General features: G+C 35.6%; 14 protein-coding genes and 1 other annotated feature. All 14 genes read right to left on the bottom strand.

Annotated elements, in window-relative coordinates; genetic code table 11:
• Positions 1–347: 347 nt before the first annotated feature.
• The 14 genes from JTI58_RS18970 to JTI58_RS18910 all read right to left on the bottom strand — a co-directional run bounded on the left by JTI58_RS18970 (position 348) and on the right by JTI58_RS18910 (position 15,319).
• Positions 348–992, bottom strand: coding sequence for a DUF1295 domain-containing protein (locus JTI58_RS18970; RefSeq protein ID WP_205442980.1), 645 nt, complete (start codon positions 990–992; stop codon positions 348–350).
• A 22-nt stretch (positions 993–1,014) separates the two neighbouring features.
• Positions 1,015–1,812, bottom strand: a complete 798-nt coding sequence (locus JTI58_RS18965; protein WP_205442976.1) for a MerR family transcriptional regulator — start codon at positions 1,810–1,812, stop codon at positions 1,015–1,017.
• A 157-nt stretch (positions 1,813–1,969) separates the two neighbouring features.
• The gene (locus JTI58_RS18960; protein WP_205442974.1) at positions 1,970–2,656 is read right to left on the bottom strand and encodes a DUF421 domain-containing protein; all 687 of its coding nucleotides are present in this window, start codon (positions 2,654–2,656) and stop codon (positions 1,970–1,972) included.
• A 727-nt stretch (positions 2,657–3,383) separates the two neighbouring features.
• Complete coding sequence (locus JTI58_RS18955) at positions 3,384–4,973, bottom strand: helix-turn-helix domain-containing protein (RefSeq protein WP_205442972.1); 1,590 nt, start codon at positions 4,971–4,973, stop codon at positions 3,384–3,386.
• A gap of 576 nt (positions 4,974–5,549) precedes the next feature.
• On the bottom strand, positions 5,550–6,548 hold the full coding sequence (locus JTI58_RS18950; RefSeq protein WP_205442971.1) for an ABC transporter substrate-binding protein: 999 nt from the start codon (positions 6,546–6,548) through the stop codon (positions 5,550–5,552).
• A gap of 605 nt (positions 6,549–7,153) precedes the next feature.
• Positions 7,154–7,384: a hypothetical protein gene (locus tag JTI58_RS18945; RefSeq protein ID WP_205442967.1), complete on the bottom strand. Its 231-nt coding sequence runs from the start codon at positions 7,382–7,384 to the stop codon at positions 7,154–7,156.
• Positions 7,385–7,733: 349 nt separating this feature from the next.
• Positions 7,734–8,207 carry a GNAT family N-acetyltransferase gene (locus JTI58_RS18940; RefSeq protein ID WP_205442966.1) on the bottom strand — a complete coding sequence of 158 codons (474 nt, stop codon included), beginning with the start codon at positions 8,205–8,207 and terminating at the stop codon, positions 7,734–7,736.
• A 211-nt stretch (positions 8,208–8,418) separates the two neighbouring features.
• The gene (locus tag JTI58_RS18935) at positions 8,419–9,378 is read right to left on the bottom strand and encodes a phosphotransferase enzyme family protein (protein WP_205442965.1); all 960 of its coding nucleotides are present in this window, start codon (positions 9,376–9,378) and stop codon (positions 8,419–8,421) included.
• 322 nt (positions 9,379–9,700) lie between these two features.
• Positions 9,701–10,198, bottom strand: coding sequence for a GNAT family N-acetyltransferase (locus tag JTI58_RS18930; protein ID WP_205442964.1), 498 nt, complete (start codon positions 10,196–10,198; stop codon positions 9,701–9,703).
• Between the two features lie 297 nt (positions 10,199–10,495).
• Complete coding sequence (locus tag JTI58_RS18925) at positions 10,496–11,857, bottom strand: amino acid permease (RefSeq protein WP_205442963.1); 1,362 nt, start codon at positions 11,855–11,857, stop codon at positions 10,496–10,498.
• An 80-nt stretch (positions 11,858–11,937) separates the two neighbouring features.
• Positions 11,938–12,189 (bottom strand) — a binding site (T-box leader).
• 274 nt (positions 12,190–12,463) lie between these two features.
• Entirely contained in the window at positions 12,464–12,775 is a 312-nt protein-coding gene (locus JTI58_RS18920; protein WP_205442962.1) for a hypothetical protein, read from the bottom strand.
• A gap of 196 nt (positions 12,776–12,971) precedes the next feature.
• Positions 12,972–13,223, bottom strand: coding sequence for a hypothetical protein (locus JTI58_RS25150; protein WP_431844411.1), 252 nt, complete (start codon positions 13,221–13,223; stop codon positions 12,972–12,974).
• 573 nt (positions 13,224–13,796) lie between these two features.
• Positions 13,797–14,411 (bottom strand): hypothetical protein, encoded by a 615-nt coding sequence (locus tag JTI58_RS18915; RefSeq protein WP_205442961.1) that lies wholly within the window; start codon positions 14,409–14,411, stop codon positions 13,797–13,799.
• Positions 14,412–14,548: 137 nt separating this feature from the next.
• On the bottom strand, positions 14,549–15,319 hold the full coding sequence (locus tag JTI58_RS18910; protein WP_243456127.1) for a CPBP family intramembrane glutamic endopeptidase: 771 nt from the start codon (positions 15,317–15,319) through the stop codon (positions 14,549–14,551).
• Between the last annotated feature and the right edge of the window lie 5 nt (positions 15,320–15,324).

Raw genomic sequence — 15,324 nt, 5'->3', positions numbered from 1 at the left:
CCCAGATACTAGGCTCTTCTAATCTTTTCTTTCATCTTGATCACTTTCTAAATTAGAAGGTGGTCCTGTTATTTTACAATGGATGGCCATTTTTACAACATCACGTCCTAGTTGAAATGATTAAAAAGTAATAAGTAACATTACATTACATACATTAATATTGGTGCCTCGCACGCACTTTTTATAGGCTGTGGCGTTTATTGAAAGCCGCAGCTTTTTTATTTTTGTAAGACAGAACTAGCCAATCCAAACTTGAGATGCAACAAGCAAAACCCGTTAATGGTACATATTAATATTGTCCCATGTTAAAGGGTGATTTTGCTCTGTTTGAAACGCATGCTTCGGATTTACCAGATAAACGGAATTAACTTTTTTGTTTTCAGTTTATATACTGTAAATTGTTCTCCATACTTGCTCTGTAGATAATCGTCGGATTTGGGAATATATCCAAATATAAATACTAAAATGAGACCAAGTGGTATAAGTAAACTATAAATATTGTTAGAGATGAGCGCTAAACCTAATACCCAGAGGCAATCCCCTAGATAATTAATATGAATTGCATATTTAAATAATCCTCCCGTATATAGCTTTCCTTGATTAGCAGGATTGTCTTTAAAAGGCTTTCTTAACAACTCTGAAACGGTGTTTAGCATACTTCCTCCTACAAATAATACCCAACCTAAAATAAGTACTACTCCATTTGGATCTTGATTACTAGTAATCATTAAGATTGGGAAGCCTAAATAATAGATCCCAAAAGCAATACTGTTCATGATAGCTTCTTGCCATGCTATTCCTCTAGTCAACCATATAAACATCATAGCCGTTAATCGTAAAGCTGTAATAATCAAAGCAATAAAAAGCCCTAGTGCAATGCCTGAGTTGTCATAAGTAATGAAAAGTAAATAATATGCAATGACTAGATAGATCATTTCAGCAACTACAATCAAGATTTTTTCTTTTATCGTTGGCCGGTTAATGCCATACATTGTAGTACACTCCTTCAACTATTTATTGGATAGGAAAATATACTTCTACAATATTATTCTCCTCCGATGTACGATATGGATTCGTTTGATAAACTTCAAACGGCGCCCCATTCAGATTATAGTGATTCTCTTTAATCCACATATGTAGCTTTGTATGAATAGACGGTAATTCATCATAAGAACCAGTAAGCGTCGCCATTGCGCAAAGACCGGGGTTAAACACTTTTGTTTCATTTGTGGCCTCTGCCAAGGGAATTGCTATTTCTACATCATATTTTTCTGGTACATATTCTGCGCTATGAAAAATGGCAAGTGGTTTCGCAATAGGTGCTAAATTTGCAAACAAAGCTCTACTCAATAATTCATTAAAGTGTAATAGAAAATCAGCGGTATTCATTTGTTTTCGTTGAGATAATAGATGAAAGGTCAAGTGATTCATCAGTTTAATCTCTATTTTATCTAAGTACCCCATGATATGTTCCGCTTTATTTAAGCATTGAATATCAAGCTCTAATTTTTTTAATAGCGAACAATAATCAGTTATATGTTTTGTTAATTTTTCTTGCTTGGTTTGCATTTTAGCGTTTAAAAAGTCCGTATCTTCCAAATTTGCTAAAATAACTTTGATTTCTTCAAGCGAAAATAAATAGTTTTTTAATCGCGTAATCAATAAAGCCGTTTTTAATTGGGAAAGATGATAGTAGCGATAGTTATTTTGACTGTCTATGGAAGCTGGCTTTAAAAGCTCAATTTCATCATAGTATCGAAGTGTCTTCAACGTAAGATGTGATATTTTCGAGAATTCACCAATTGAAAGCATAATCATCACCTCCTTTCATAAATTACTTTAAATATAATGTTTCCTGTAAGGGGAAGGTCAATAAATATAGCTAGTCTTCGATTAATTTTTTACTGGCTGCTGCCTGAGCTTCAAAAAAAATGACCAGGTACTCCATTGAGTGCCTGGTTACTTTTGTTTAGAATTTTTGTATAAATAAGCTTCCATCAGATTGAATCTCAGCATAAAACACTTCTTCTATCTCTTTTATATTGGCCCTGCTTAATTCATTTTTTAACCAATCTCTACTTTTCCCAACTTCCAACAAATTTTTAGGTAATAATTTTCCATCCGTAATTATTTCAATCGGTAAATAAGTCGGTGGCGAAGGATATATGTTTAAGTCACTTTTTTGTGTCCCTTGATATTCTTGCTTTTTGAGAATACTAAGTCTACCATCTGGTTCTAGAATGGCGAAATCAATTTCTGTTATTGAAAAGATTTGATTTTGCCTAATCAACATCGTTAGGTCATCGATATTCACACCTGTTCTTTTTAATGCTTTTCTGTCTATCTCGCCATGTTTTATAATAATTGTAGGTTGACCATCAAGGAATACTCTAATTTTCCCCGACTTAAGACTTATATAACTGATTATTATAGTAAGTAAACACCAAATTACTAGGCTAAGTAGATCCTTTGTGTAATCTTTTGTACTAAGAACAACCATATTTGCAGCCATGGACCCTATTGTTATTCCTGTTACATAGTTAAAAAAAGTTAAATGACTTAATTGTTTTTTTCCTAAAAGACGTGTAAGAGCTAGAAGGACAAAAAAAGTTATAATTGTTTCACTAGCTATTTGTAAGTAGCCTATATCGTTCATTGTTTCACTCCTATCCATAATAGAATGGTCAACTATTTAAGAAAATACACAAATAGCCCAGGCTCAACATTAATGGAGTGCCTAGGCTTTAATAATTTTTCACTTGTGCTTAGCATAGCGTGAATCTTGATACGCCTTTGTAACACTGCGTCGTCTTTCGCCATGTCCATCCTATTTAGATAGGCGAATTGTTTTATAATGGAACTTTTACTCATTTTAAAGTACAGAGAGAAAAAGTAAATAGATGTAAATTAAAAAAATCTAGCTGTCCAAGTTAAAAGAGGGCGTAAAAATGGGTAGTTTTTCATAATACTTATGGTCTTGTTTATCATTATTGCGAATATGATTGCGTTTATAGCGTACAAAAAAAGAATAATCTTTATTTTTCTGCGTTCATACTATTACTACTAGCAGTCTTCTTTGGTGCTATTGGCGGGACTTTAGTGGTAATGGTTATTCGCGATCCTTTTGTGTTGTTTTATAGCATGCAAATAGAGTACTTTTTATTGATCAATAGTGTTATAAAGAAGAAATTAATTTTCGTTCCTAAAACTAAAGCAGAGGTTTTAAATAAAAAGAAGCATTCCTTCCTCTGAAAGAAACACTCCTTTTGTAATCATAATATTTAATCAAAAGCTAGGCATTGTTAAATAAGTTTATCATCATCTCCACCTTAGTATCCTCAAACCCTTAACAGTAATAGTTGAGACCCGCAAGCAAAATTAAATCAAGCTAACGATCGCAGTATATCATCGATTTTTTTGCTGTTGGAAATAATTCCATTATTCATCCATGTTAGAAAATCAACCTCGTAAACACGGTTGTTTCTAACAGCGGGCAGATCGCGCCACTCTGGCTTCTGGAGCAGTTCCCTCTCCTTCCCTTCTTCCTGGCTATGCCATTTATCGAAAGTAATGAACAGGTGATCTGCGGTTAGCATACGCAGGTCTTCTACAGTGAGAGTGAACATACCCGGCCTGTTCGCTTTTGAAGCTACACCTACTGCGGAGTGGGAGCGCAAACCAACATCGCCATAAAGAACTGTTGAAACAAAGGCTTGCCCTCCTTCCGTATATTGGATGATTTGATCCGCCGAAATACGCAAAAAAGCAACACTCTGCCCTTTCATAAGATGACTCAGCGTTTGACTCGCACTCCTTGCTTTGAAATCATAATTTGCGATAGCTTCATCGGCCAACTCCGCCCGCCCAAAATAATCAGCGACGGTACGTAGCAATGTACGCCAATTATTGGTCTGCTCACGCAGGATGCACGTGTTGGATATGCGTCGGCACTGAGCATATTGCTGTTGTTCGTAACGATCCACAAGCAATATCAAATCAGGTTTATAATAGGAAAGCTCTTCAAGATTGTCGCTGTTCTCCTCAAATGTCGGAATATCGTTTAAGCCTAGATAATCTTGTTTTCCCCATTTCTCATGCCGATATTGGGCGATAGGCTCCATTTCCAGCGCGACAATGAAATCCTCCAAATATGGCGCTACTACTCTAAGCTTTCCCTTACGACTGAGACGGTATTGTCCGGGCGATATGCCTACCGTCTGCTTGAAACGGCGGCTGAAATAATATTCATTGCTGAAACCTGCATTTAGCGCAATATCGAGCAACTTGTCATCGGCGCTCACCAGCCACTTCTTGGCTTGATTAATCCGTACTTCATTCAAGTACTGGAGCGGTACTTGACCAGTAGCTTCTTTGAACAAACGGGTATACTTCCAACGATCAATACCTGCGAGGGAGGCCAGCTCTTCCACGGTCAGAAGCTCACGGTAATATTGATGAATGTGCCGTATACTGAGCTCTATCCCATGATGCTCGGTATCCGTTCCCTTCTCTTCAATTACTGGTGCATTTTGGTGGAATAGAAAGAGCAGCAACTCTTGGAATTTTACAAATCGTTGGAACAGCTCGAGCTCGTCGCTCGCTCTGCGGAGTCCATATAACTCATTAAGGAGTTCCATTGTCTTTGCGAAGGGTGAGCAGGCAAGCTCTTGCTTATCAGGCAGTAAACCCGAAGCTGCATCATAGCCTCTCGTTTCAAAGCGCACCTGGTAGTAACTGCAGTTCGAAATCTTTTGATCAATAGTGAAATATCTGCCTTTCCCCTGTAAATAACATTTTCCTTGTCCCGTGCCACTCATAATAAAGAGGAGTTCATAACTTTCCTTATCGTTCCTATTGCTGCCCTCCGAATCATTCATTTCAGCTTGATCGCCCACAACGATGAAGCGGATGGATCGCAAAACATATTGGACTAATGGGGCTATCTCGGCTTGTTTGCACTGTTCAATATCCATTGTTACTAACAACCGCCCTTTAATTGATATTCATTCTCAATGAATATAGTGTAAATCAAAAAGAGCCGCCCATCAACCTTAAACTGTACTTTTTTAAATTCAGAAAAAAGAAGTTAATGTAGAAATGTCCAATAAATACTTTACTAAAAAAGTACAGGAATAATACAATTCAAATCTACAGGCTAGTGATTACATATATAAGAATGTAACCGTCATTTTATTGCGAAAACTGAAAATGGTAAATTACCTAGAGAAATTTTTAAAGCAGCAGGTTTAGATGTTGAATTAATTGGTTTAAAGCGTAGACAGAGGAAACGTTGGCGTACCGCTTTTCGTATAACTGGAGTTGAAAGTTTACAAGCTATTCGAAAAACAAATGCAAGACGTTCGTCAGAAGGTGAATTAAGCTTAGCGGGAAAAATTGTCAATGGAAGTTGAAAAAGCTGCCGCAAAATACAGACGGCAGCTTCAAAAAAGTGACTAGCCTTTCTTAAGATTATCCTTTATAAAGGGGTCAGTTAAATTTCCAACTATGGTGATAAGTCATGCAAAGGAACGTAATCACCCTATTTCGTATTAAGGAGCCAGTAATCGAAGTAAATCGTCCAGCTTCAACTCGTTAGCCGTAATGGCTCCCGTCTGCCAATAGGATCTCTCAACTGGATATACATGGCCGTTCTTAAATGCAGGAACGGTCTGCCATAACCGATCTACCTTCATCTCCGCTAGAGCTTTCGCGTTGCTCTCTTCCTCCCATGTCCCATTGGATGGAAGTAAAATTATATGGTCCGCGTCAAGTTCAGGAATGACCTCCTTCGACAAGACGATATTGCCCTCCGTCATTGCCTCGGCGAACCCCGGAGCCTTCAGTCCAAGATCCTCATACAAAATTTGTCCAACAAACGTGTTATGAATGCCGAAAATATTAATCGATTTGTCTACGACGTTCATTCGCAGAACAACAACCTTCTCATCGCCAATCGCCTCGTTCAGCTTCGTTTTCACATCCGCAATACGTGCATCGTAATCAGCAAGAACCTGCTTCGCCTTATCGCTTAGTCCAAGCAAATCGGCGATTAAGGTCAAAGTTTTGCGCGTATCCACAAGTACATCATCCGGCAATCGGAACGTCGGTGCAACCTTAGAATAGAGCTCGTATTGTTCAGCATCTACCTCTCCAGCGCCGATAATCAAGTCTGGCTCGGATACAAGCAAAGCCTCGATGTTCCCAGTCACGTCAAACAATGGCACATCCAGTTTCAAATAATCCTGTTTGCCCCACATCGGGTTATAGTATTGCACAATGGGCGTTACCCCAAGTGCAACTAAATAATCTTCCCGATAAAGAGCTGAGACTCGCTTCGGATTTTTCGGAATCTCTACCTCTCCGAAGCCATCTGTTACGACACGTGTTTCGGTTTGAGGCGTGCCTTCACTTGAAACTGCCGTTGCGTTTGCAGGCTGATCGGTCGTCCCAGCAGCTTGATTGCCTGTCGAGGCGCAACCTGACATCGTAATCATTCCTGCAGTTATAAGCGATATCCATCCTGTTTTCATAAGCATCAATCTTGCCATGATTAAATTCACTCCCATAATTTATGTATAGTAGCAAAACAATTCGATTATTTATAATGATAATCATTATCGTTTAGCCTGAGTAGATAGTACCCCAAATTGGTTTACATAATCAATACACATTCTCTACGACTGGCTTTATACAAACTCGTCACTTCCGTATAAAGGAAAAACAATAAAAACACGCATGAACCAAACGGACGTCATGACTTTTTGCGGTAGTTTGACCCTAAAAAACGGATGCGAACACCTTATAGTAATCAAATGGTGATTAAAAAAATATGGTAGTATATGTGCTCTCATCCACTTTACATATTATTAATCTATAAAGGATGCCCCACTCCAAAGTCTATTTATAGACATTAAATATAGAATGGTAAAAGTTCCAAATTCCAGCAATTTACTCATTTAATTAAATGGCCCTTGAATGCAAATAGACGCATTTCTTATTAGGGAAATGCGTCCTTAAGTGTGTTTCCAAACTTTCATTTGGAAACGTTAATTGAATTTATAATGTATTTAGTATTCAAGAATAGACAGTATAGTAATACTTCAGACTATTCATATAAAAATACCTGATTTTTTAAGCACAGTTGAAGCAACAGTTATCCCAAGTAATGATGAAAACACCAAACAACAAGAAACATACTCGCTATCCCCCAAGCAGTGGTACTCCATATCCACAAAACTACAGATTTAGCTTTTGATGAATTTTCCTCTTCTTCCATATTTGCTTTTATAAAAGCGACCTTACTTTCCATACCTTTTTTCATAGAAGTGAGCACAACAAATCCAATTATTATGAAACCAATAGTTAGCCAAAGTAATAGGTCCATCTTTACACTCCCTTTATAACATTGAATTTCACCGCAATTTATTATAGTAATTAGATGCTACAAAGATAACAATAACCCTTGTGTTAATTCAAGTGCGTTTTAGTATATAAAATACCCTGTGAAAATAATACATAATCACCTATTAAAATACTGAAACTTAAAGTGCCAAAAGCTTTATTTGAAAAGCTTTTCCAAAAGAACCTTATTCAACAATAGGACCCGATTGCTGAATAAGGACTGTTACTTAAGTTAATAAAATTGTTATAATTTCCCAATATAAAAAGCCAATTCTCAATTGAAGTCTACTTTTTCTTTCACTAAAGCTTCCTGTTAGTTGAACAAGGTATCATTACTTTTTAGATAATGGCTTCAGCATATTAATTCCAGCAATTTCAAATCCAAGCTCTTCATACAGTTTACGTGCTCCTGTGTTACTACCGAAAACATGAAGTTTAAAATAATAGATTTCTTTTTGGATTAAGAAATTTTCTATACAATTCATAGTTTCTGTTCCAAAGCCTTTACCTCTGAAATTTTCAAAAATATAGATTTCATAGAGAAAAGCACTTTTTTTCTCTTCCTCCATTTTCAACCAAACAAAGCCTATTACCTTTTCTCCTCTTTGGATATTAAAAAGGTGATGATTAGGCGTTTTAATTCCATTAGGTAGTAAACCTTTTAATTGTTTAAGTGCTTTGGTAGAAGGGTCATCTCCCTGTTCATGTATATTTTCAGATAATACATCCGAATATCTTTCAATCTTATTTTGGAAGTAACTCTCAAATTCATCTTTAGACATTCTTCTTAATAAAATTTCATCCATTATTGTCTCCTCGATTTGTTTGACTTTTCGATAATGTAACGTAAATCATGAACTATACTGCGCTACTCTAATAAAGCGATTCCTCAATAAAGAAAACTCATGTTAAGATAAAAACGCAAATGTAATATGTATTGCTTTACTCAACAATCTGACCCTTAAATGAAAAGGAGCACGTATCTTTTTAAGAGTTGCGCCCGATCGTAATATAAGGTTAGTCAAAAAACAAACTATTTGTGTCTAGGAAAGAATGATCTTTTTCGATTCTCATTCTAAAATGGTTCATTATTCTTATTTGTTCTTCCGTTAACCTTTCTTTATTCCAGTACATATGCATTAAGCTGTACTCAAAGACTTCTTTTAGTTTTATAAATAAGGGCAGCTTTTCTAACATTTCCTTCGGGAGATCGTTTTCCTCTTGGTATCCCTCGATGATTGCTTTTGTAATACCTCTGTCATATTCAATGATGTTCCCACCACCGACAAATGAATACTCTATGGCGCTATATATGGGAACAGCTAAATCAAAGATATAAAAATTCTTCTCACAATCTTGAAAATCAACCATTGACAGTTTTACATCACGATCTACTAATATATTCTCTAGCCACAGGTCACCGTGTAACAATCCATAATTGGACTTGTCTTTTGGCATGTTTTTAATCTTTGTTAAAATTTCTTGTGCAACAGCTCTAATCGTAGTCTCTTCCTCAGGAATATATTTCAAGAAAGCATATTCCTCATTTTGATACCAATCCTTGATATATCTAGTCGGATGTATCTCTTCAAATTTTCTAGAGAGGCGATGTAATTTACCAATTTGCCTGCCTAGCTCTTTTAAAACATTTGCCTGCCATTGGTTTCTTGATAAGTGTTTACCTGCAGCAGATTCATAAAGAACCGTTAATACTTCCTTGTGATTAAAGGCTATCTTTTCTACCTCTTTACCATTGATTGAAACGATTGCAGGTGATACACCTAGCCCTTCTTTATGTAGGTAGTTTGTATAGGTAACCTCTTCTAATTGCTCATCATAACCTTTGTAGTTTGTCATTCTTGCAAAGTATTCACCTTGTTTTGCGGAACACCGAAACATTTCATTTGTTACTGCTTCCACCTTAATAAAATCCACTGGATATATGTTATTGAGCAATTCTAGTATTTTTTGTTCCATAACAGCGATCTCCCGTCTCAATAAGTTAATTAACGAGTTACAGATGATATGTAAACTATATCATAAATTATCCAATTTTTACGTTTTTATAGCCAAATAATTAAGCATACGTCTTGTTAGACGTATGCTCACTATTAGAGACCTTCAACTTCAAGAAAAAAGACCCTTTCCTTTTTACAGAAAGTGCCTGAATGCGGTATAAATATTATATTTTTACTAAGACAGCGTTAACAAAATCGGTTTTTACTTGTGGATATTTGTAGGCTGAGACGTTGATAACTTACATTTCTTTCAGAGAAATCCTATTCTACTAAGGATTCTGTTATTTGCCTATCTTTTTAATTGCCAACATCGAATTGTCCTGAATGATTCCTGTATCTACGAAACCAAATGAAGCGTATAATGTTTTTGCTATGACATTACTTGTTCGATAAAAGAGGGTTATATATTCTGCTTCTCCATTTGGCATCGTTTCAATATCCATCAACATTTTTTCAAAAGAAAGTTTGCCGTATCCTTTCCCTTGGTAACGCTTATCGATCATAATATGCCAAATAAAATAGCTCTTTTTCCCGTAAAAGACTTCATTTTCAAATGATTCATGATCCAACGTATCATAAATATACATCAAAAATCCCACCGCAACTTCATCGACATAAATGGCCAAGGGAGTCGCTGGTATACCATCAGCGTTCAACGCATGAGCGTCTGCAAAGCTTCTAAGGTTCGTCGTTTCGATAAAGTCTTTCTGGTTTTCTCCAACTTCAAGTGCTATTACTTCCTCTATATTATCTCCAGTTATTTTTCGTAATTCAATCATTTTTTATCCCCTCTCCTAAGACAACCACTTCCACATATGTCCAAAAATACCCCAAATGAAATTCCCATAATTTACAAAAATTATACAGAAAATTTTCATCAATGTAAACTGAGTTCTAATCCTTGTGCCGCAAATTGAATGGAAATAGAATCCTTTAATGACATAACTAAACTTCATTTGGGAACAGTATTACCATTTGCTAATGTAGAAAAATTATTAATCTTGAGATAGGTGTAACCAATCGAATTAACCAAAAGGATTTTTTAACAGATAGCTGAAGAAGTATCGGTTAAATGACTACTTTTTAACTTTTATTACTTTGTATCCAATAAATAAGATGAAAAACCAAACGGGTGCGACATATAGGGCAACACGCATATCTGGAATAAACGCCATTAACACAATCACCATTAATAAGAATGCAATGGCCATATACGTAGAAAATGGATAAAGTGGAATTTTGAATTTCAGTTGGGCTACTTCCTCTTTCGTTTTTGCCTTTCTAAATTTCAATTGGGCTATTAAAATAATCATCCAGCTTGTAATGACTGCAACCGTCGCAACAGCAGAAATATAGATGAACACTTTTTCAGGTACTATATAGTTTAAGACAACTGCCATTAATAACACCGCTGAAGAAAATAAAATCCCTCTACGCGGACTACCGTTTTTGCTTACTGTTTTAAAATATTTTGGACCATCTTTTTGTACCGATAAGTTGTGTAGCATACGTCCTGAACCGTATAAACCACTATTAAATGCAGACATTGCTGCTGTAATGACAACAAAGTTAATAATGTGAGCCGCTGCAGGGATGCCGACGTAATCGAAAATTTGAACGAACGGGCTACCCTCTGAACCAACTTCATTCCAAGGATAAATCACCATCATAACGCCTAATGCACCAATGTAGAAGATTAAAATACGCCAAACGATGTTGTTAATAGCTGAAGGAATGGACTTGCTAGGATTCTTTGCTTCCCCTGCAGAAATACCAACTAATTCAACCCCACCGAATGAGAACATAACTAATACTAGTGACATTAAAATACCATGGAAACCATTTGGCATGAAGCCACCGTGTGCCCATAAATTATCGAAGCCCATTGCTTCACCGTGGTTGCCAGTACCGAAGAAAATAATGCCTAATCCGAGAACGATCATACCGATAATCGCAACCACTTTAATCATCGCAAACCAGAATTCGAATTCCCCGTAAGCTTTTACATTTGCTAAGTTTACAAGCATCATCATGATAAGTACGACAAGTGCAGTTACCCATTGTGGAATATCGGGGAACCAGTAGTTAATGTATACACCGACAACTGTTAATTCTGCCATGCCCACGACAATCCACATGAACCAATACGTCCAACCAGATAAGAACCCAGCAAAACGTCCTAAATATTTATTCGCGTACGTACTGAACGAGCCTGACACAGGTTCCTCTACTGCCATTTCACCTAATGCACGCATAATGGTGAAAATAACTAATCCGCCAATTAAATAACCTAGTAAAATAGATGGCCCAGCCATTTGAATGGTTGAACTAGAGCCATAAAATAAACCGACCCCAATGGATCCGCCAAGTGCAATTAATTGCATGTGACGCGTACTTAATCCGCGCTTTAGCTGTGAATCTTGATGATTGTCTTTCATAATGTCTAACTCCTACTACGTTTAGATTTTCAAATAATTTGCTCAAAAAAGGAATAAAAAAAACGCCCTCTTGGATTAACCAAAAGGACGATTCAACTCGTGTTACCACCTTTAATTTATAAGCAATTCACATTACTTACCTTAAGAAGTACGGTCATTTGACGATACTCTCGCACATGATTACGGATGCTTACCGTTGTAGCCTACTTAGCATGATCTTTTCGGTACACAGCTCCAAGATGAATTCTCAATCGTTTTACATGCACCTCTCATCAACCGGTAACTTTCTGTTCGTAAAAATAATTGATACTATTTCTTTTCATAGCCTTTGTTCTATACAAATATTTTTGAATTGTTTCTCATTTTACAGAAAAAAATTATTTTGTCAATATAATTCCCAAAATTTCTTCCTAACCCGCTTACATTTCCTATGATATTTTACTATAGCGTGGTTGATTCTTTTAGCAATCTCACGAGAAAGAGTAGATTTTCGCTAAATAAAGCGCCCGATTGTTAAATATTAAAAGACCCGAAAGTCGCCGTTCGCTTCATTACACCCTCTTAAAACCTAAAATATATTTCAATCAGGAACAGGAAACTACTATCCTACTTTTTGTTCTTTCGATATACAATAAAAGTAAGTCCATTTAATAGCAATGTAAAAATGAGAAGGACGGCTGTGGCGATCACTACTGCACGTGTGGTGTCCATTAGTGCCGTCCAATCCTCAACTTTTACTAAATGATAATTATAGAAAATCTGAAAACTAATTGAAATAGCACAGGCACTGATGCTGAGAACGGAAAGGATGCCCCAATTATTATATTCATGTTTTTTATTTCCCATGAGATAAATAATTGGCAGTATCCAAGCGATTAGTCCAAGTAAGAGACTGCCAATATTAAGCCAACCAATCATATCGAATCCCTCTTTCTATTTTTGTATTGTTGTTTAACAATACTTAACGGTAAATTGTGGGAAAGGTTTCAATTATAAACACTAACTGGATTTAGCCTATATACAATATCGCCCTTTAAAAGAAAAAGACGCGTTCGTAAATAAACGCGCCCGATTGCAGAAGATTATGATTCTATTAAAACTGCCATTATAAATTTTATATTTTAGCTTCACGTGTATATTTATAGAAGGAGATATTTTTTAGAGAAAACTTGACTATTAATAATCCAAATACTCCACCTAGCATATTAAATAACAAGTAGATAGCATCTACAGGACCAAGGTTTCTTGTAGTTAAATTAAACGACCCCAATAGGAGACGTAAAAACTCAATACTTAAACAACACAATATCACTATAAAAACGGCTTTCTTTACATTTTTTAAATTGAAAAGAACGAATAAAAATATACCTAAAGGGAGTAATAATAAAAAATGATAAAATATAGCTGAATAGCTCCATAAATAAATATTGAAGTGGATCGCATCAAAAATTCCAAACCAGTCATTAGCTGTAATAAAACGTCTACTATTGTCTGCTGGATTTTGAGGTATAAGTGTTAATCCCCCTACTTTTATTTGAATTAAGCATATTAAATGATAAAGCTGTATAGGATCACCCGTCTTTGATTACGCTTGCTTTCTTTTCTAAAGTAATCAAGCAATACATCGATAAAAATATATAACAACAAAACTAAAAATCCTAAAGGAACTATATTATATAGAACGTAATTTGTATGCAAGTAAACACCTCCTGAATTTTGTAATAAATCTTATTTTAACAATGTTAGTCAAATAGCGTTCTTCCATTCAACTGATTTTATATAGCCTTATTCATGAAGAAATTTACTTCTCACATTTGAGAAAAGTGCCATAAGTGGAGTTGCCCTTTTAAATAAATATGAGAATTTTATAATAAGTTTGATTATTTTCCACTATGTTATTCAAGAATAGCGCCTGATTGTTGAATAACTTAGGCAAAAATTATTTCTTTTCTTTGTCGGTCCATAAAACTTTGTATATAAATGCTAGTTCAGCTTCTTCAATACCTAAGGGCAGTTCCCCAGTTGTGCCACCTCCAGAACGCAGTTCGTTTTTAGTAGTGCCTAGCCATGCTGTTAAATAAATAGGTTTATTTTTTTCTAAAGTCATTTTTTCGTCGATTAGCAAACCGAAAGAAGATGTTGTCATGTTATTTGAATAAAACGTTGTAGCAAGCCCAGAAGGTATACCATTTAAAAGTTTTAAAGAATGATCTTCGTCTCTATTGTCAATTATTCCAAAAGAAATAAGGCTGTCATTATATTTTGTTTCGAGTTCATCCCAAGTCTTTAGTAACTCCTCTTTAAACTTACCGTTTTCAAACACTTCCACTGAAAATTGCAAATCATCATCTTCTTTCAAAGTGCCATTCAACTTAAAAAATTCAATTTGCTCTACACCTGTTTTACTAATTAATAAGGTTTCTTTTTCACTCATGTTGTAAGACTCAATGGTTAATTTCGAATTTGATGGAGATTTTTTTGTTTCTACTCCTGCACACCCTGTTAACAACAATGTGATAACTATAAACAAGCAATAGTTTTTAAAATAACGCATATTCGCTCCCCCAATTGATGAATGTTTCATTAAATTATTTCAAATCTTATCCATTTTTTTGCAATACGCATTACTCCAATAAATGGCCCTTTTCATGAAAAAGGACACTCTCCTATTCAAGGAAAGCGCCCGATTGTTTAATAGAGGATTGACGCAAATAGAACGTGAAGAAAGATATCTGCTGACATATGTGCAATCATTGCATATTCTAAGCCCTTTCTCCAGTATAAGTAACCAAACCACAAGCCTAAGAGCCCATTTAACACCAATGCCCGTATGACAATAATGGTAGATAGATCGCCGAATACTTGTATTGTCGCTGGCAAATGCCCTAATCCAAATAGTATTGCTACAAGAAAAATTGCAACATAGTAAAAACTAGTAGGAATGTTATCCTTTTCTTTTTTTGTTATCCTGGCCAATAACCATACAATGAACGTCATGCCAAACAATCGCAGCATTAGTTCTTCTGTCATTCCTCCGTATAGTGAAGCAAGTAAACCTTGCCACCAATTTGGTGAGGGAAGTTGATCCATTGGAGCCCCTATCAGAGGGCTAAATACGAATAAATCAAGAAGAATGATCATAAGGCTTCCAATGAATGCCCCAACAATACTATTGATTAACCACTTTTTTGAAATATGTACTCGTGTCTTAGGATAAACAATTCCATTTAATAGTGGAGCGTTTAACCCTGTACGATTTTGAAGTCTTAAACCAACCAATATCAATACAAACATATAAAAAACTTGAATAGTTGAATTGATAATAATGATTAATGAAATTGGACTATCTCCCGGTACAGATTGATTGTCCATTAAAGTTATCGAATATGGAATGATAGCGAATATTCCTATTATATTTAATATTGTAAATAACAGGACTAGTTTTATTCTCCAGTTTCCCACGTATA

Origin of the sequence: Lysinibacillus fusiformis, assembly GCF_016925635.1 — a bacterium.
In the GTDB taxonomy this organism is placed as follows: domain Bacteria; phylum Bacillota; class Bacilli; order Bacillales_A; family Planococcaceae; genus Lysinibacillus; species Lysinibacillus fusiformis_F.
Note: the sequence above shows the minus strand (reverse complement) of the source record. Positions and strands in the feature narration are given on the sequence as shown.